The 18,381-nt window shown below is 53.0% G+C and carries 13 protein-coding genes; 9 read left to right on the forward strand and 4 right to left on the reverse strand.

Going from position 1 to position 18,381, the window contains the following annotated elements; genetic code table 11:
• Nucleotides 1-430: 430 nt before the first annotated feature.
• Together ACZ52Z_RS03880 and ACZ52Z_RS03885 are read left to right on the forward strand one after the other, a co-directional pair.
• Nucleotides 431-1,222: an SDR family NAD(P)-dependent oxidoreductase gene (locus ACZ52Z_RS03880; protein ID WP_464269448.1), complete on the forward strand. Its 792-nt coding sequence runs from the start codon at nt 431-433 to the stop codon at nt 1,220-1,222.
• A gap of 445 nt (nt 1,223-1,667) precedes the next feature.
• Nucleotides 1,668-2,750, forward strand: a complete 1,083-nt coding sequence (locus ACZ52Z_RS03885) for an endonuclease/exonuclease/phosphatase family protein (RefSeq protein ID WP_464270752.1) — start codon at nt 1,668-1,670, stop codon at nt 2,748-2,750.
• A gap of 157 nt (nt 2,751-2,907) precedes the next feature.
• On the opposite strand, the gene ACZ52Z_RS03890 is transcribed toward ACZ52Z_RS03885, so the two are convergent.
• Nucleotides 2,908-5,181: a nitric oxide reductase activation protein NorD gene (locus ACZ52Z_RS03890; protein ID WP_464269449.1), complete on the reverse strand. Its 2,274-nt coding sequence runs from the start codon at nt 5,179-5,181 to the stop codon at nt 2,908-2,910.
• A 422-nt stretch (nt 5,182-5,603) separates the two neighbouring features.
• Between ACZ52Z_RS03890 and ACZ52Z_RS03895 the strand changes: the two genes are divergently transcribed.
• Entirely contained in the window at nt 5,604-5,969 is a 366-nt protein-coding gene (locus ACZ52Z_RS03895; RefSeq protein ID WP_464269450.1) for a response regulator, read from the forward strand.
• A gap of 139 nt (nt 5,970-6,108) precedes the next feature.
• Here ACZ52Z_RS03895 and ACZ52Z_RS03900 read toward each other — a convergent pair whose 3' ends face one another.
• Nucleotides 6,109-8,082, reverse strand: a complete 1,974-nt coding sequence (locus tag ACZ52Z_RS03900; RefSeq protein WP_464269451.1) for a Clp1/GlmU family protein — start codon at nt 8,080-8,082, stop codon at nt 6,109-6,111.
• A 431-nt stretch (nt 8,083-8,513) separates the two neighbouring features.
• On the opposite strand from ACZ52Z_RS03900, the gene ACZ52Z_RS03905 reads away from it, so the two are divergent.
• Both ACZ52Z_RS03905 and ACZ52Z_RS03910 read left to right on the forward strand, forming a co-directional pair.
• Nucleotides 8,514-10,907, forward strand: coding sequence for a thrombospondin type 3 repeat-containing protein (locus ACZ52Z_RS03905; RefSeq protein WP_464269452.1), 2,394 nt, complete (start codon nt 8,514-8,516; stop codon nt 10,905-10,907).
• 113 nt (nt 10,908-11,020) lie between these two features.
• A complete protein-coding gene (locus ACZ52Z_RS03910; RefSeq protein ID WP_464269453.1) occupies nt 11,021-13,036 on the forward strand; it encodes an eCIS core domain-containing protein in 2,016 nt (671 codons plus the stop codon).
• A 142-nt stretch (nt 13,037-13,178) separates the two neighbouring features.
• On the opposite strand, the gene ACZ52Z_RS03915 is transcribed toward ACZ52Z_RS03910, so the two are convergent.
• Both ACZ52Z_RS03915 and ACZ52Z_RS03920 read right to left on the reverse strand, forming a co-directional pair.
• A complete protein-coding gene (locus tag ACZ52Z_RS03915; RefSeq protein ID WP_464269454.1) occupies nt 13,179-13,544 on the reverse strand; it encodes a cell wall hydrolase in 366 nt (121 codons plus the stop codon).
• Nucleotides 13,545-13,554: 10 nt separating this feature from the next.
• Nucleotides 13,555-13,794: a NifU family protein gene (locus tag ACZ52Z_RS03920; RefSeq protein ID WP_464269455.1), complete on the reverse strand. Its 240-nt coding sequence runs from the start codon at nt 13,792-13,794 to the stop codon at nt 13,555-13,557.
• Between the two features lie 191 nt (nt 13,795-13,985).
• Here ACZ52Z_RS03920 and recD2 point away from each other — a divergent pair, with 191 nt between their 5' ends.
• From recD2 to ACZ52Z_RS03940, 4 genes are all read left to right on the forward strand, one after another.
• Nucleotides 13,986-16,475 carry an SF1B family DNA helicase RecD2 gene (recD2, locus tag ACZ52Z_RS03925; protein WP_464269456.1) on the forward strand — a complete coding sequence of 830 codons (2,490 nt, stop codon included), beginning with the start codon at nt 13,986-13,988 and terminating at the stop codon, nt 16,473-16,475.
• A gap of 91 nt (nt 16,476-16,566) precedes the next feature.
• Nucleotides 16,567-17,451, forward strand: a complete 885-nt coding sequence (locus tag ACZ52Z_RS03930; RefSeq protein ID WP_464269457.1) for a bifunctional 5,10-methylenetetrahydrofolate dehydrogenase/5,10-methenyltetrahydrofolate cyclohydrolase — start codon at nt 16,567-16,569, stop codon at nt 17,449-17,451.
• 29 nt (nt 17,452-17,480) lie between these two features.
• A complete protein-coding gene (locus tag ACZ52Z_RS03935; protein WP_464269458.1) occupies nt 17,481-17,675 on the forward strand; it encodes a hypothetical protein in 195 nt (64 codons plus the stop codon).
• An 89-nt stretch (nt 17,676-17,764) separates the two neighbouring features.
• Nucleotides 17,765-18,334, forward strand: a complete 570-nt coding sequence (locus tag ACZ52Z_RS03940) for a DUF4136 domain-containing protein (protein WP_464269459.1) — start codon at nt 17,765-17,767, stop codon at nt 18,332-18,334.
• Nucleotides 18,335-18,381: the final 47 nt, after the last annotated feature.

Here is an 18,381-nt window from a genome sequence, read left to right on the forward strand (position 1 = left end):
GGACAGAACGATATTTGCTGATTTGACATTGTCAGCGCAGAGGGTTCGGGGTAGAAACTAAGAAACGCTCTCTACCCATGGCTTGCTGCACCTCTACCAGCACTGCTCTAGGAATCCCACCTTTGGCTGACGGGATGATGCGACAGTGGAGCTTCCGGTCATGGGCACTGAGGGGAAAATCGTGGCCAGCAGTGCGGAAACGCCGGGGTGGAGGTGTCAGCCAAAGGCTTAATTGGCGGGTTCAGTGGCGAGAAGCAACCAACGCCGGAAAACCCAAGCGATGTTGAGCAGACGTTTTACCCCTTGGCTACGCAGTGCATGCACCTTGTTACCCTCTGTGCCATGGTATCTTTTTTACCCGTTTTTCCGGGAAACGGCCGCCCCTGGTGGACGAGCATGATGGCATTTCAACCGCGACAAGGAGGACAATATGGATCTCAAGCTCGAACATAAAACCGTCCTGGTAACAGGAAGCAGTGCAGGCATCGGTTTTGCCATAGCAAAAGCATGTTCCCAGGAAGGTGCGCGGACGATCATCAATGGACGCTCCGAGGAGACGGTGCAGCGCGCAATCTCCGAACTGGAATTATCGGCTACGGGCGAGGTTCTTGGATTTAGTGGTGACTTGTCTTTAGCCGACACTGCGGACCGACTGGTGGCAACCCATCCCCATGTGGATGTACTCATCAACAACCTTGGGATTTTCGAACCGGTCCAGTTTGAAGAAATATCAGATGAAGACTGGCGAAGATTTTTTGAAGTAAATGTGCTCAGTGGCGTGCGCCTGTCAAAACTCTATCTCCCCTCGATGAAACAAGGCAACTGGGGGCGAATTATTTTCATTTCAAGCGAAAGCGGCATTCAAATTCCGGCGGAGATGATTCACTACGGTATGACCAAAGCCGCACAAATTGCAGTTGCCAGAGGATTGGCCGAACACGTTGCCGGAACAGGCATTACAGTGAATTCGGTACTGCCCGGCCCCACGCATTCGAGAGGTGTCGGCGACTTTGTCAGTGAACTTGCAGCCCAGGAAGGGAAGACCTTCGAGGAATTTGAGAAAGAATTTTTTGACAAAGTGCGACCTACTTCGCTCATCAAGCGATTCGCATCTCCCGAAGAGGTTGCCTCCCTTGTCTGTTATCTTGCAAGTCCGCTTGCATCGGCAACGACCGGCGCCGCCCTTCGTGTGGATGGCGGTGTGGTAAAAAGCGCCTATTAAATGAACAGATAGCCGAAAAAAATACCACTCCCAGGAGGGTTCATGCCGGGGAGCGCTTCTTGACTGGTCTTCGGCAGCAGAAGGCGTATCGTCCACAGAGGCTGGATGCCTTCGTCCCCCAGAGATCGATCCACTTGAGCCCCTGGAAGAGCTCTGCTCGTCAATCCTCCGCTGAGGAAGCATGCCTCACGACCCCATCTTGCAGAGGCGCTTTGGTGAATCCTTGATACGCCGTTTACCGGTGCGTTATTGAATCACCTTAGCCGTTCCTGTCGTGCACCGGTTTTTGTTGCTGCGTGGCATGGTGACCTGATGCCCTGGTGGACGACAGGTGAGACCATCGAATATCGAGGCTGCGGCGCCAATTCCTTTTTTCAGTCTGCAGCGTGATGAAGCCCTGCATGTAAGATCAAAACTAACTATAGCCCGGTTCATCAAAGTACAAATGGTGTCAGTTCTCTCTATTTTGACAATTTTGCTCGCCCTTGCAACGCTTTTGCCGATGACGCGATGTACCCACTGGATGGTTCGTATCCTTGATTTCCCTCGGCTCCAGATAGGCGTTTTTGCGGCGATGTTGGTGTTTGCACACCTGGTTTTCCTTGAGAGGACCGCAGCCCTTACCTGGGTGATGCTGGTAACAACCACACTCTGCATGGGGTGGCAGCTGTGGTGGATAGCGCCCTATACCATGCTGTGGCCAAAGGAGGTCCGAAGAGCCAGGGGGGGCGATCACCATCATGAGCTCAGCATTCTGACATCCAATGTACTGACACCGAACCATGATGCCGCTTCCCTGATTCGCCTTGTTCGAACCCACCGTCCGGATATTGTGGTTACCCTGGAATCCGACCAATGGTGGGAAGACCAACTCAAGGCAATAGCAACGGAAATGCCTCACAGCATCAAATGCCCGCTTGATAATCTTTACGGCATGCATGTTTTTTCCCGCTTGGCGTTGATCGAGCCGGAAATCAGTTTTCTGGTCGAGGATGACGTTCCGTCCATCCACTCGTTGGTGCAGATGAGGTCAGGAGATATGGTTCGGGTGCATTTTATCCATCCCGCCCCTCCAAGCCCGACAGAAAATCCGGAATCGGGCGAGCGAGACGCCGAATTGATTATCGTTGCTCGCAGTGTTGCCGCGAGCAGCTATCCGGTTATCGTGGCCGGCGACCTCAACGATGTTGCCTGGTCTGCAACAACTCGCCTTTTCCGTAAAATCAGTGGCCTGCTCGACCCACGTATCGGCAGGGGATTGTTTAATACGTTTCACGCTGATTACCCGTTTCTTCGGTGGCCCCTGGACCACCTCTTTCACAGCGACCATTTCACCCTGCGCCACATACAACGGCTTCCTACAATCGGTTCGGATCATTTTCCCCTCCTGACCAGCCTGAGACTCGCTCCCCATCGATGCGCCGAACAGGATGGACTCAGCGCCGAGGAGGCGGATAGGGAATGGGCCAAGTCAATAACCAGAGCCCAGCGCGTGCAGGGGCATGATGTGCCGTCACCTGGGGAATAGAATCACCTCCGGGTTGAGGTGAAGTGTGCGACACTGGCGTTGAGGGGAGCAATAAAGATAATTCCACCCTTTGCACTGAGGACGGGCAGCAATGCGGTGCTGCTCCATGATCTCCGCACTGTGCTCTACAGGGGCCGGAAATGTTTCAGGGTATGCTTCAGGTGGTCAGGGTGCGATACACTTCAGGCATGCGTAGTGGCAGTTTTTTCAGATCATCGACGATAATGTAATTGGCCGGCCCATACATGTAGCGCATGTACGGCTGTACCTGATCGTCAATGGTTATGCAGAACGGCTGCACGCCGGCAAACTTGGCCTCAATCAGGGCGTGCCTGGTGTCTTCTATCGCATATTCCTCCCTGTACTCATCGTAATCTTTTGGTTGACCATCGGAGAGGATCACCAGCAGCCGCAGGCGGGCATCAACCTGTTGGAAGAGGGCGGTCATATGCCTGATAGCCGGTCCCATTCGCGTGTAATCCTGTGGAGATATGCCGGCAATTCGTTCCTTTACCTCGTTACCATAGGGTTCATCCAGTGTCTTGATCGGAAAAATTTCACAGCCCAACCGGCATCTTCCGGAAAAGCCATAGATGCCGTATCGGTCTTTGAGCATTGCCAGTGACTCGCAGATCAGGAGCAGGGCTTCTTTGATGGCTCTCCCTACCCATCCCTCGGTGGAACTCGACATGTCGACCAGAAACAAAACCGCAATATCTCGTTGATTCGGTACCAGGCGAACAAAGAGATTGTCTGAGGGCGTGTACCCGGCCCTGGTATCGGCAATAGACTCCATCACTGCATCAATGTCGATATCATCCCCTTCTTTTTGTCGATACACATATCGGGTGGTGGTTTGCAACATTTCAAACTGCCGTTTGAGGATGGCGACCTGATGCCGGTAGTGAGTCAGGGTTTCCTGGGCAAAAGAGGAGGCACCCCTGGGAATCGATTTTTCAGTGACAACGCACCATTCCCTGCGAAACCCGCGGCGGCGACAATCCCATTCATCATAAGTGAATTGGACCCTTGCCGGCCGAGGCAGAGCGCCCTCACTGAGTGTGCCTGCCAAGCTTCTTGCCTGCTCAGCTGCCTCTACAGCGCAGTTCAGGTAGTGGACCGGTATTTGGCCAAGATCTTCAGCAATGTCATCGGCAAGTTCTGCCAATTCTTCATTAAGGGGAATCTGTTGATCGCCGACCATGATAGTTGTTTGCTTTCCCATCGATTGTTGATCTGTATCCTCGCCGGAAATGGCAGAATCCTGGTCGTCGCTGGACAGCAAGTTGCAAGCGTCCTGTTCTCCGAGGCTTTCTCCTGTCAGATCAAATGATGGAGAGTCTGCCAGATAGGAAGAAAATGTTTCAATGAATTGCTGTTGCCTTCGTGCCCGCCGTTGTTTTGTAGCCGTCATGACCTCGTGGAGGCGCAACTCGCCTTGAAAAACAAGCGGCTCCGCTTCATAGGATGTAAATAGATCATCTGTAAGGCGCGCAGCAACATCGCTGGCAGCACGCTGACTGGTGCTGCGTAGTGCCTGTTGCTGTTCACATTGCTCAACCCAGTAGGCAACGCTTTGCAGCAGAGGTGATTGATGATCGTGAAATACCTTGCCCCCCAGCAGACACCATTGCAGGTAATGGATCAGGTCTGTCTGGTTCTCCGCTAGGGACAGGTGGCAGCACAGCTGGGGGGTAATCCTGTCAAAACCATTCATGAGCCCTGGAAGTTCCCTGCGCAGGTAAGACAGCGTTCGAACCATTTCAAAAAAATGATACAACTGCATCAACAGGAGCGGGTCAGCCCCAGTGGTAAAAAAATCCTGGAGCGGATGGATCGCGGTGTCAGCAGTTCTTCCAAACCCACGAATACTGACGGTGCCTAACCTGAGTGAGGCCCATTGATACGTGACCATTGATTTGTAAAGAAAAATAATATCTTCCCTTGTGTCCAGTGCATCCAATTCCCAGGGGACGAAAATGGATTGTGTGTCTGTATAGGTCGTTCCTGCGGCAATAATCGGAATTTCTTTTCCAGCCAGCCCATTAAGGTACAACTGCAGTCGGCCCTGTACATCATCAAAAAGTACCCCTTTTTTGCCGCGCAGCCGAGGCTGGAAAGAGTGCGCCTGCTCAATGCGGCGCAGCACAGCCGACAAACCTTGTGAGTTGTACTGCTCAAGCAGTTCTTTTACCCACCGATCAAGATTTTCCCGGGTAATATAGGGTACAACCTGCCGCACGTGGGCAAGATAGGAAAAACAGAGTGTATAGGAGACAGACCAGAGGGCGGGAACCTGTTGGAGGATTTTGATGGTGGTGTCGTTATTTTCACCGACAAGCGGCTGCAGGCTGCGTTCAACATCTTCTTCAGCCGGCATGCTTGGGGCAACCAGCTCATAGAATTGTTCATAGAGTTCAGTGATATCCATGGAAAAAGAGAGCGAATGAGGTGATTGGGTTGTCTATCATGCTGCCTGTGGCATGTGCTTCAGCTATCGGGAACGTGTTGGCGGCATTGCAAGATGGCTGCACCGGTACTTATGGGACACGCATAGCGAGACCATTTTTCCTCTGCCCCTCTTTCCTGGAGGGAGGGTGAAGCTGTATACTGCGTGTATCCATACGCCTTTACCTCAATCCCTGCAACCAAGCGCCATGCAGGGGTATAACACTTGTAACCTGAGCGGGCGACCCGAATTTTTTCGTAGCCACCATTGTTATCATCATCGATCAAGGATAAACTAAAGCATAAGAAGATCTTCAGAGGCGACTGTCCGGGAAACAGCTGCCAAGTCTCTCCAGCGGTCACCACGATGCTTTCACCCCAACACACACCCATGAGCAGGCTATCATGACACCGAAAAGAATGTTGATTATTGATGACGAATCCATTGTAAGGGAAGTCCTTCAAGACTTCCTGGTGCTCCTGGGGTATGCAGTTGATCAGGTAGATAACGGTGTCGATGGTCTGCAGAAAATAAAAGAAAACAATTACTTGGCAGTATTTACAGATTTACGCATGCCAGGGATGAATGGGGTCGAGGTTACTCGCACCCTTCAGCTCACTCATCCGGCTCTGCCTGTCATCATTATCACTGGCCAGGGATATGATGAAACACTGGAAGAGGCCGTTAATACCGGAGCCAGGGGCGTTTTGAAGAAACCATTTTCCTTTGACCGGATTCAAGATGTAATCAAAGATATCGATTGCCCATGAGCCGGTTTGTGCAGCAGGTGCTTGTTCCCCCAATCAGCATTTTTCCCCCACCTGCCCATCCTTACCCGTTCATTGCCCGGGCCCGACATCGTATTCCACCAGCAAGGGTATCGTGGAGTATGCAGCGTATGCCACCGCCTTATATCTTCTTGAGCTTTTCCGCATACCCTGAAGTCACCGCATTGGGGCACACTATACGAATTTCATCATACACCGCCTGCAGGTCGCTGCTGTACCTTTTTGAAAAATGAAACGGCAGGAGGCGTTTTACTCCGGCTGCGTTCGCAATTTCTCCGCAGGCCCTGGCGGTCAAGTGAAAAGTCTGAACAGCCTGGGATGCGTGATGTTGGCAAAAAGCGGCTTCGCAGAAAAAGGTATGTGCTCCGCCGGTAAATTCGATTAATTTTTTACGGTTGGTAGGGGAATCTGCCAGGTCGGTGGCATAGACTAATTTTTCTTCACCGGAAGCGCGGATGAGCGCATCGGCTAATTTACCCACTGCCATGCTGCCGCCATCGGGCAGTTCGAGGAGGACTTCCCGGTTGCCCTGTTGTGCATGATATTTCAGTTGCTGTAGCCACGCACCAGAGGATAATCCCATAGCTGCTAAACGATCCCGGCGGATAGTGAGCCGTGGGGAAAGCTCGAATGCATAAGCAAGTACAGGCGTGCCGTGATCCAACGTGACAGCGCGAACGCAAAAGGTGGGTTCCTGCCAGATAACCTTCTGCTCCACCGACTGTTTGCGGTAATGGCTGGTGGTGGTCGCAATGCCAGCCTGCACCCGGTACCAGTGCAGGCTGGCACCATGCAGTTCGCCTATGTCAAAACAGGGCCCCAATGTACCTACACGGTCCCAGAGGATGCCGTTCATCTGCGCTGCAATCAAGGCCGCAACCCCTGGAGGGCCAAAAATTCGGCAGGGAGGAAAATCTCCTATGCGTGAACGCAAGAACCAAAAAAAACCGCTTATATGATCTATATGGCCGTGACTGATAAAGACATCCGTCACCTGGTGAGCGATCTTGGCGGGAAGTCGGCTGCCTTCTCCAAGATCAAACAGCATACTCCTTTTTTGGCTGCGCAGGCGAAGATGAAGCAAGGGGTCACCCAGTACACCATTCACCAGCATGGCGACAGCTGGTCCGATATGGACAACAGGCCTTGGTCCGGTAGAGCTGAAGACCTGAACATCCGGCTTGATGTCTGGTGGGGGAGCATCGTTAACGGAACGGGCCGTAAAAGGCTGGGATGTAGCCAAATGGCCTTTCTCGTCTCGACGGGCATCACGTACCAGCAATTGCCGGGTATCAGGCGGGACGTTTTCTGGAACCCTGACCAGCAGCGTATCGTGATTGATCTGAACCACTTCTCCCATTAACAGTACACCGCTGTCGTCAAGAAATGCTATCTGTCTCCCGGGCCACTGCTCCGGAGCGGTAACAGGAGGGGGCATGCCGACAAGTTGCAGAGCAGCATGGGAAATGACCTCGGATATACTGTCGGATAGATAGTCGTCCCATAAACGCTGCCGCTGACATGCCCTGCTTTTTTTACCGGGTAAAGAGGATTCCGCGGCGGCATCCATGCAATAGGCTGGAACGGAAAGAGCACGCAGTTCATTGACCAGCGGGATTGCTTTTTCGGGTCGGACAAGGACCAGCACCATGTCAACCGCAGCGGCGTGAGCAAGACTTGTCAAGAGTTCTGCCCCGGCAACTCCTCTGACCACTCCGGGAGCATCCACCAGCAGCACACCTTCGGTATGGAGGGCAACAAGTTTTCGTACCGCCAGGACCAACGGAAGGCGGAATCGGCCCGCATTGAGGCTGCACAGTGCCTCATACGGTCCGGTTTGCCAACCTGCTGCTGTCCACCTCGCCAAACCAACGGTTCCGGGTATTCCGAAGGACGGCGATCCCGGATCTGCACTCAGGCAGAAGCAGGGCTGTCCAGCCCGGCTGAATATTTTTGCCAGTTCCAGCGCTAACGTCGATTTACCAGTACCGCTCTCACCATACAGCAGCAGGCGGCAATCCTCAGTATCAGGTAGGAGAGCAGCCGCTGTTTGGACCGAATAAGCCATTCGCTGTCGGAGAGCGCCTGGAAGCATAGGGTGTTGCTCCGCTAATTTTTTCCTTTTTAGGCAATTTTCCTTCCTCTGGGTTCGTCCTCACCTAAAAAGAGGATAAGAACGGTGAAAGGGAAATCAATGGACTTGGCAAACCGATCCATGGAGCTGCAGGGAAATACAGGGGGCAGCGGATTTCGTTAATTTTGGTGGATTTGCACCACTTGTAGTGGTGCAAAAGTACCACTCGCCAGATGTCCTTTTGAGCCAGCTGTTCATTCTCCGAAGTAACTATATGTTATTATGAAATAAAAACATACTCACAAAGCAGGAATAAAAGATGCAAAGTAAATCGTAAACTGTTCTCCCCATCGTGACCAGAGCAAGGAAAAAGGGTGTTGGTATGTGTTCCAGCTTTTGCTCAAACACATGGGTAGTGTTCAACCACCTTTGACAAGCGGGAGGAGAGTACAATGTTTATGCGAGCCCTATTCATCGTGTGCAGTACCCTCCTGCTTGCCAATCCTGCTCCTGGGTGGGCGAGGCGGATGCTGTATGCAGATGATTTTGAAACGCGTCCTTTGAACAACTGGGAGTTGGAGCCGGGGTGGGGACTGGTGCGAGATGCAGATAATGTCGTCCTCCGTGGAGAAGGGCACTCCTGGGCAAGATTGCAGAGCGGCCGGGAGTGGAGCGATTACATCATACGGGCACGGCTTAAATTGTTCAACGGTGGAATCCATTGTAATTTTAGGGTGAGTGAAGAGGGGAGATATTTTGTAGGATTCGCTGAGCATGGGGTATACCTGAACAAGGAAACCCCCTGGGGGAAATTTCAGGAGCTAGGTGCTCATGCCACGCCTCTTCAACATGATGCATGGTATGATATAGAAATTCGAGGTGTCAGGGGAATTATTCAAGTGTATGTGGATGACGTGCCTGTCTTGGAAGTCGAAGATGAAAATCCTCTATTTGCCGGCAGTATTGCTTTTGAAACCATTGAAGACTCCTTTGCATTTATCGATAATGTGGAGGTGTACACCTCTCAACAGGTAGCTGAGATCAGTAGCAGCGGTGCCGGTTCTGCAGATATGGCCGCCAGTATCCTTACACCTCTGTACATGTATTACCTGAAAAGATACTTTTCAGACCATACCGGAGGTACGGAGATTGATCAGTACATCCGCTCGATACTGGATGCATCGCCTTCGGCTCGAAAAATGTCTGAGCGAGCATTGGCAAACTACCAGGCAATCCCTCTGGTAACCAGGACGAGGATGCTTGATGCTGAAGTGGTGGCAATGACCAATGAGAGCTCCAGAGAGATTTCTCTGGAGTATATCAGGGACCGCTTACGAGCGGACACTCCGATACTTGGCAAAAAATTTGGTGACCCACCCGTTGCACCGAGCAATCTGGTCGCACAGAACACCTCGCGGTGGGACCAGGAGTTCCCGCATCACGAAATAACCCTGCAATGGCAAACGCACTCCACCAATGCAGACGGATTTCGTCTGTATAGAGTGTTCAAACCTTCCGGTAATCCCTTGCCTCAGAAAACCCTGCTGGTTACGAGTGTTGGGCCGACGGTTACCACCTATCGCGACCTGTTGACTAAACCAGCCAATCCTCTGGATATGTATTGTTACTACCTCAAGGCCTTCAAGGTCAGTCCTCTAGCTTTAATCGGACAGCAGCCGCAGGTGAATGAGTCAGGACCTTCCAATGCGGTCTGCGAGTCCTACGCGACAACACCTCCTCCCAAGCCGGCAGATACGGACGGCGACGGTATACCGGATTTTCTTGATGCTTGCCCGAGCCAGAAAGGTACACTGACCCATGGCTGTCCTGATAAGGATGAAGACGGTATACCGAATAAAGATGACTTCTGCCCGTCGCTTCCCGGAGTAGCCTCAGGTAAGTATATCCCCAAAAACCGACATGGCTGTCCGCAACGCTATACACTGCGATGGTTGGGTATGCAGGTCTTGAATAATTCAGCGGCCTATGCATATTCGGGAATCAAAGTACTGCCGGATAAACAGCTCTATGATAACGAGAAATATAACGACAACAAATATGGCGGCGGGGAGGAGCCCTACCTGGTGTTTACCTGGAACAACGGGATCACCTCCAAGGGAACCCTTGAGCATGGCGCATCACGCTGGTGCTGCGGAGAAGGGGTGGGCGTGGAGAGTGTCAAGCCCGGCGACTTTGACGAGCCTGACAACAAGCCCTTTGGGGAAGAACCCTCGAATCCTCCGCTGAAAAAGTTACTAGCTACCGGTCTGGCGATCTGGCCGCCAGCCGGGCTGTATCGTGAGATAGATACAGAGCTGGGGCTGGGGCTCAATACCACCCTCATGGAGCGCGACTTTGATGCAACCATTACGGTACAGGATGAGATAGATGCCCTTGAAGCAGCGTTTAAGATCGGCGGCAAAGTGACGGGTACGGTTGCGGGCTGTGTCGGCAGCGGTGGACTGGGGTGCCTGGTGGCTATTGGGTCCACCATCAAGAGTGTGATAGAGGATATCCTTGGGTTGTCACAACCCAAAACAACGATAACCGTCAATGATCCGGATGATCCGCAAGGTACTGACTTCTGGGCAATTACCGCTAGTGAAGCCGCAGCAAAGACCGCCTCGAACGGCGCCTATCCGTTCTACTTTCAGGAACTTCCAACTGACGCACGTTGGTTCTGCACGTGGATTCCCTGTAACGTTGGCAACAAACTGCCAAGGTACATGCGGATCAAGCCCTATTTCTGCCTCTGCCGGGAAGGAATGTCAGCAGCGGAAATTGAACAACATTGCGCTGCATCCAAAGCTACGGTTGTCCTGCCCTGGCCGATGAAGGCTCCGTAGGCAAAACCTGGGTGGATTGTCATGGGCAGAGGGATGGGAAGGCGTGTACATCAGCTTTCTATCCGCAGGAGCCTGGAAGTGCACAACCTCTATTTGAAAAAGGACGACGAGGAATGCAGCGGCAAACGTACACTTTAGCAGCAGTTCAACGGGCTCCCTCAGGACAGGGACGTAAAGGCATACACGGCCGCGGAGGGCCAATCCTCCAGCGTAAACCATCCGGACCAGCTCCCCAGGTTGCACCGAAAATCGTGCAGGAGGTGCTGAGCAGCCCCGGTCGCCCACTCCCTTCCAAGGTGCGCACTGAGATGGAGGCGAGGTTTGGTCATACTTTCGCAGATGTTCGCATTCACGACGGGGAACTTGCGGCAACATCCGCACAGGCCGTCAATGCCCAGGCATATACAGTGGGGCGTCAAGTCGTCTTTGCCCAGGGGCACTTTCATCCTTCAACCGAGGCAGCCAAACGGCTGCTCCTCCATGAGTTGAGCCATGTGGCGGATTATCCACCCGCACTGCCTGCCCCATCCGGAGACCTCAGGATCAGCAGGCCGAGCGAAGCAGCAGAAAGGAAGGCCGTGGCCGCGTCTGAGGGGAGAGAACTGCCGGCGCCTCTGCCAAGCAACAGACCCAGGCTCCACCGGCAGGCGAGTGGGCTGGTGCCGCTTACAGGCGTCAGGGTGAATCATGACCGGGTCACCGTCCCACCGGTTGGCGGGTTAACCTTCAGGGCGCGCAAAAGACCTGCAAATGCTTCAGGGGTGACCTTTACCCTTGTTGGCGATAACGCGACCATCAACTCCGCAACCACCATCGATAGTCGGACTGGGGTGATCACGGTAGCAGCCGCTCAAACCGGTGGCAGTGCACATGTGGCAGCCAGTCAGAATGCCCATGGTCCAGGTGGAGGGACACTGGTCAGTACTTCACCGGCAACGGCCCCGTTTAATTTCACTGCCATCCCTACCGGCATCACCAGTACAAGTGCCTCACCCACCACTGCCACCGGGGTATATGGCGGCGATTTTATCCACACCTTTACCTCGCCTGGCGGCGGCCAGTCGGCATTGGAACGCACCCATGTCAACGAGCGATTTGCTGCTGCACGCGGCACGACCCTCAGGCTGAGAGGGGCTTTGATCAATTTGAATTTAACCGTGAATAACCCGAATTCGGCAACCGCCGGGTGGAACCTGGATGCGAGCGGAACGATGGCTGGACCAGATCATGTGACCTGGTCCAACACGGCCGATGCCCGTCCCTTTGTGAGCAATGCGTCCAATCCCAACCCAAGGAGACAACTGCCTCAGGCGTTGACGGCAACCCAGAATTTTCGGAATCTGACCTTTCCCGCTCAAACATACGCAGCGACAGCCGTTGCAACGACAACCCACCGTCGGGCAATTGAGGAGCGCACACACCGACTCAAGGCAGTGACAAGCGCCAACGCCAGCGGCATCAACCAGGAAATCGTAGAAGACTATGTGGGGCCAACGGTTTTTCGTCGATGTCGTGCCAATCCCCCTTCCGTCCGCAGGTCTCTGCCCACCCCTCCGGGAGGTTCACCACCGGCGGTCGATACCACGACCGTTTCCGTTGATGCTGAAGGACAGGCAGCAACGCCTGCATTCACCATTCGCCCACCGGACCTTGGCTGCACCATCACCGCTGCGGGAGTGCTTACCCCGGGACAGACAGCCGGAACAATTACTGTTCGTGCAGGCGATCGAGCCAATTATGATGAAACCTCTGTTATTATCAAACCCAGACCGGCAACGTTCATCCGACTCGACAACGCCAGTACTCCAGACCAGATTATTGGTGACTATAACCTGGCAGAACGGGGCATGGATAGCAATGCCCTGCGCCGCTTGAACCCTGAACTCCATTCCCAATCAACGTTTGCCGCCGGAACGGTGATCTGGCTGAAGGCGCGGGAAGTCCCAGCAGCAGCCACCGGCTTTGAGTCCATTGCCGAGCGCTATTTTGGCAGTCGCTATCGTTGGCCTGCCCTCTGGAGCTATAATCCGCATATCACTGACCCTTCATCTATTGTGCCGGCAACGCGAATACACCTGCAGTCGGCCGCAGATCGAAGCAGGTTCGGGGAGGTAGCGCTTGTTCAATAGGACCCAGGGTGTCCTGCTCTGTGGGGTCCACGCGCCTATTTTACATCTCAAGAGTGGGTTGAGGGCAACAGCTGGGAGATCGTTGGGTGTTTTATGGTTACGACCGTGGGGAATCAGCAGGGGAAGCCAAGACGAGCAGGGGTCAGTTACGGTAGAACTTATGGGATCCGTATTGGGCAACAAAAGTCATATCTCCAGCCCAGTGAGGATTGACGGCCGTATGGTGATAGAAGGTCGCCCCCTTGGTAAAATCAGGGGTAGTCAGTGCCTTGAGCGCTATGCGTGCACTTTGTTGCAGGGCCTGGTACTCGGTGGGAAAATACGAACGTTTCTGAAAGGTCCAACTGAACTGGTAGGGAGCGGTAACGATCTCACCCACGCTTTTACGTTCCTCAATGGCCCTGTTCAGGGTCACATGCGCCACCGCCATCTGCCCGATTTCCGGTTCACTGCGCGCCTCGTGGTATACATTGAGGGTGAGCCACAGTAACCCTTCAAGAAAACTCATGACCTTTTCTTTACCCCTCTTCCACAGCCCGCACGCTTTTGACCGCGGGTATTTCACTGCGAATAAATTTTTCTATTCCCTCTTTAAGGGTTTTTTCCGACATAGGGCAATTCCGGCATGCGCCGGTCAGCCGGACCGTGACCACATTGTCCTGGTCAACCCCTATAAACTCGACATCCCCGCCATCCTGCTGCAGCGCCGGCCGAATTTGTTCCAGAGTTTTGACGATACTCCCCTGCCACTGATGCATATGTACGCTCCTTTTACCGCTTGCCTCTAGGGGCATGAACCTCTACCTATAAGAAGGATAATAGTGGAAAATCAGGGGCGCTTTCGGTAAACTTTACGCATTGTCCCTGAAAAAATCATAGTATTGCCACATACCCGCCTAATTTACCACGACTCTACGATTCAGACAACTATGGACTCAAGGGAAGACCTTTGCAGCAAACGCCCCTCCAGGAAAAAATCAAGGGAGTAGTTGAACGGGTTACCTACCACAACGAAGCCACCGGCTGGTCGGTGGTTAAGGTCAGCTCTTTTCACCACTACGATGACTTAATCACCGTTACGGTCCACCAGACGCGCGTATTTGCGGGGGCGACAATGGAGTTTACCGGGGCGTGGACGCACCATCCCCGGTTTGGCCGCCAGTTCAAGGCCACCTTTGCCACTGAACTCAAACCGGCCACGACCGGTGCCGTGGAAAAATACCTTGGCTCCGGTCTCATCAAAGGCGTCGGCCCCAAAACCGCTAAAAAAATTGTTGGTCACTTCGGCAATGCCACCTTGGACGTCTTTGAAGAGAACATTGACCGTCTGGTTGATGTTCCAGGAATAGCAGCCAAAAAACTGGCCTCCATCAAGCAGGCCTGGTCGGACCATAAGGCGATACGGGACGTGATGATGTTTCTTCAGTCCTACGGAATCTCCACTCTGTTCGCTGTCCGCATCTACAAACAGTATGGGGACGACGCTATTGAAATAGTCCGATACAATCCCTACCGGCTCGCTAGCGATTTTTACGGGATCGGCTTTTTCACCGCCGACCGGGTGGCATTGGCGCTTGGTTTTGCAGCGGATTCCCAGGTCCGGATCGTAGCCGCCATACGGCACGTTCTCTCTGCCTCGCGCGAGTCAGGGGACTGCTTTCTTACCGCAAAACAAGTCATTTCGCGGGTAAACGAGTTGCTTGCCCTTGAACTGGATTCGATTGTTCCCGTTCACCTCGACACCATGAAGCAGGAAGGACTGCTTCGCGTGCGGCAGCTTGTTCTGGGGGAAGCCAGCGAACCTTCAACCTGCTACTATGCTAAATCGCTCTTTTATGACGAACAGTATACTGCTGAACGGGTCCGTGCCCAGGTCGGATCCATGGGAGAGGAGCAAGATTGGGTTATACAGTGGGTGGAACGTTATGCAGAATCCATTGGCTTTTCGTTCAGTGCCGAACAGAAAGCGGCAATCTGCGCCATTGTCAATCAGCGATGCTCGATTTTGACCGGTGGGCCAGGATGCGGAAAAACAACCGCAACCAGGGCTATTGTCGCCTTGCTGCATGCCATGGAAAAACGAGTACTGTTGACCGCTCCAACCGGACGAGCCGCCCAACGTATGGGAGAGGTGATTGGCCAGGAGGCGAAAACCATTCATCGTCTCTTGGAGTTTCAGGGTACAGGGTTCAAGCGTAATGAAGAAAATCCCCTTACGACCGATTTTCTCATTATTGACGAGACGTCCATGCTTGATATTACCCTGACAGCGTCACTGCTGCGGGCTGTTAAACCGGAAACAGCGATGCTGTTCATCGGTGATGCCGATCAGCTGCCATCGGTTGGAGCGGGCAACGTACTCAAGGACCTGATTGCCTCACAGGGCGTCCCTTGCTTTCACCTAACCACTATCTTCCGTCAGGCCACTGCCTCCTGCATCATCAGCGCCGCTCACCAGATCAACGCCGGCGAGGTCCCAAAACTTGACTCACCCTTTAAAAAACCTGAAGTATGGAGAACAAAAGACTGTTTTTTCATCGATTCAGACGAAGCAACACAACAACAGCTGCGATTTGCAGCACGGGTAAAACACCATTTTCAGGATATCGAACAGCGCGAGGAAGCTTTCGACAGTTCCCCCTATGCACCACCGAGGACGGGTGATGACAGTGCAAGTGTGCCGTTCAATCTACCTGGTGGCTTCAACCATGTTGACCTTGGTGCTCTGGCTACTGCTGAACCGGGTGCTGAAACACTGTTGACCCTTGCTGCCAAAACCCACCCCTGGTCCTCCCTTTACTATGGGCTCACCGCCCAAGACGTGGTCCGTCAGCTTTACCTGCAATGGATACCCAAATACCTGGGCAAGCATGCCGAGATCCAGGTGCTTTCGCCCATGATTCGCGGATCTTTAGGCACTGCAAACCTCAATCTTGTTCTCCAGAAAAACAGCAATCCTCCGGCAGCGGCTAAACCGGAAATCAGTATTGGTGAGCGGATTTTTCGAGTGGGCGACAGGGTCATCCATAGGCGTAATAATTATGAACTGAATGTGTTCAATGGGGATATTGGCCGAGTAGAACAGGTGGACAACACCAACCTCACCCTGCATGTGGCTTTTTACCCCGACTTTCGTCTGGTGGAATACAGTCGGGAACAGATCACCGAGCTCGACCTGGCCTATGCCATTACCATTCATAAATCACAGGGGTCCGAATTCGACGCAGTAATCATTCCGGTCGTAACCCAGCATTTCAAGATGCTGTTTCGCAACCTGTTGTATACCGGCATTACCCGAGGGAAAAAACTTGTTGTCCTCGTCGGAACGAGAAAGGCGTTGGCCATGGGGATCAACAACCGGGACACCTCGCTGCGTCAGACGGCCCTCGATCAGCTGCTGCAGGCAGTCTCTCCTGGAAACAGGAAGGGAAAAAGCTGACAAATTTGCTGCGATTACAGTCAGGCCGCATTATACATAGTATACATACGAAGATATTCTATTTATCCCTTTTTATTTTAACGGAAAACAAATGAGTGCAAAGATTATCCGCGGAGCTGAAATTGCCAAAGCCATTCGCCAGGAAATAGCTGAAGAGGTGGCGGCTCTCAAAACCGCCCGCAATATTGTCCCGGGGCTTGTCACAATACTCGTAGGGGAGGACCCGGCGTCAAAATCTTATGTAGCGGCAAAAAATAAGACAGCCGCCGCACTGGGTATCTACTCCAAACAGATCAATCTGCCCGCAGATACTCCGGAAGAGGAACTGCTGGAACTTGTTGCGAGCTATAATCGTGATCCGCAGATCCATGGTATCCTGGTGCAACTTCCGCTGCCCCGGCACATCAATGAGGCCAAGGTTCTTTTTGCCATTGATCCCGACAAGGATGTGGATGGCTTCCATCCTGTGAATGTGGGCAAAATGGTACTTGGTGAACAATGTTTTCTCCCCTGCACGCCTCACGGTATTCTTGAATTGCTCCGTCGTTCCGGATACGAGACTTCTGGGGCGGAAGTGGTCATTGTCGGTCGTTCCAATATCGTCGGTAAACCGGTGGCAAACCTTATGCTGCAGAAACGCGACAGCGGCAATGCCACTGTTACCCTGTGCCACACCCGCACCCGTGACCTTGCCTTTCACACCAGGAGAGCCGATATCCTCATTGTCGCCGCTGGAGTAGCAAAGATGATTTCCGCAGATGACGTTAAGCAAGGGGTGGTGGTTATTGATGTAGGGGTGAACAGGGTAGGGGAGACCCCTGAAGGAAAGGCTATTCTCGTCGGCGACGTCGATTTTGAAACCGTCAAGGAAAAGGCTGCCGCCATCACGCCAGTTCCCGGAGGCGTCGGCCCCATGACCATCACCATGCTGATGAAAAACACTCTGCAGGCTGCACAACAGGCAGCCAGCAGCTAATCAATCATTGATTCTCTACGTGCACGGCCATGACTGCTGAGAAAAGTAAAACAATCTGTCCCAGCTGCGGAGGAACCGGTGAAATCGGTTTTTTTCAAGGGGAAAGCCGTTTTCTGCTCACCCGCGAAGAATGCCCTGTCTGTTACGGCCTCGGCTATATTCTTCCCGAGGAAGAGGGGGGGAGTAATGTATTTGCCGAAAAAAGAGGAGATGACACCACCTGAAAGCCCTCACGGTTTGTCAGGCAAGGTATGCAAATTTTCTTTTGCGGCACTCTTGATTATTCGCAAAAACATTCCAAGGGAGGAATACCATGCAACCGCAACGCTTTATCCTTGCTCTGCTCGTACTGCTGACGCTTTTTGGCTGCAGCACCATTCAGGTCAACTATGACTATGATCAGGAAGCTGACTTTAGTGCGATCACAACCTATAGTTGGCGCATGGCCAATGTACAGAATGACGCTCTTGAGGCGAACCCGTTGCTGAAAAAACGGGTTGTTTCAGCGGTAGACGCCTATCTTGCCGGCCGGGGGTACACCCAAGCGGTGAATGCCATACCGGATATGTACGTGGTTGCCCACGCCGGAACACAGGAGAAAATGCGCGTGACCAACTGGGGCGGTCCCGGGGGCTACTACGGTTCTCCCTGGTACGACCCGTGGTGGGGAGTCGGCCCTGCGTATGGCGGACGTATAGATGTCAATTACTACACTGAGGGCACCCTGATCATCGATATTGTAGACGCCAAAAACAAGGAACTGATTTGGCGAGGCGCTGGAACCGGTATTGTCAAGAAATACAAGGACCAGGAAAAAATGCAACAGGCGATAAACAGCTATGTGGATGAGATCCTCACTCATTTTCCTCCGGAGGATGAATAGCAGGCAGGGAACTAACCCTCACAGACCCCGCACGTAACTACCGGCCA

The organism is Desulfogranum aggregans (assembly GCF_055398265.1).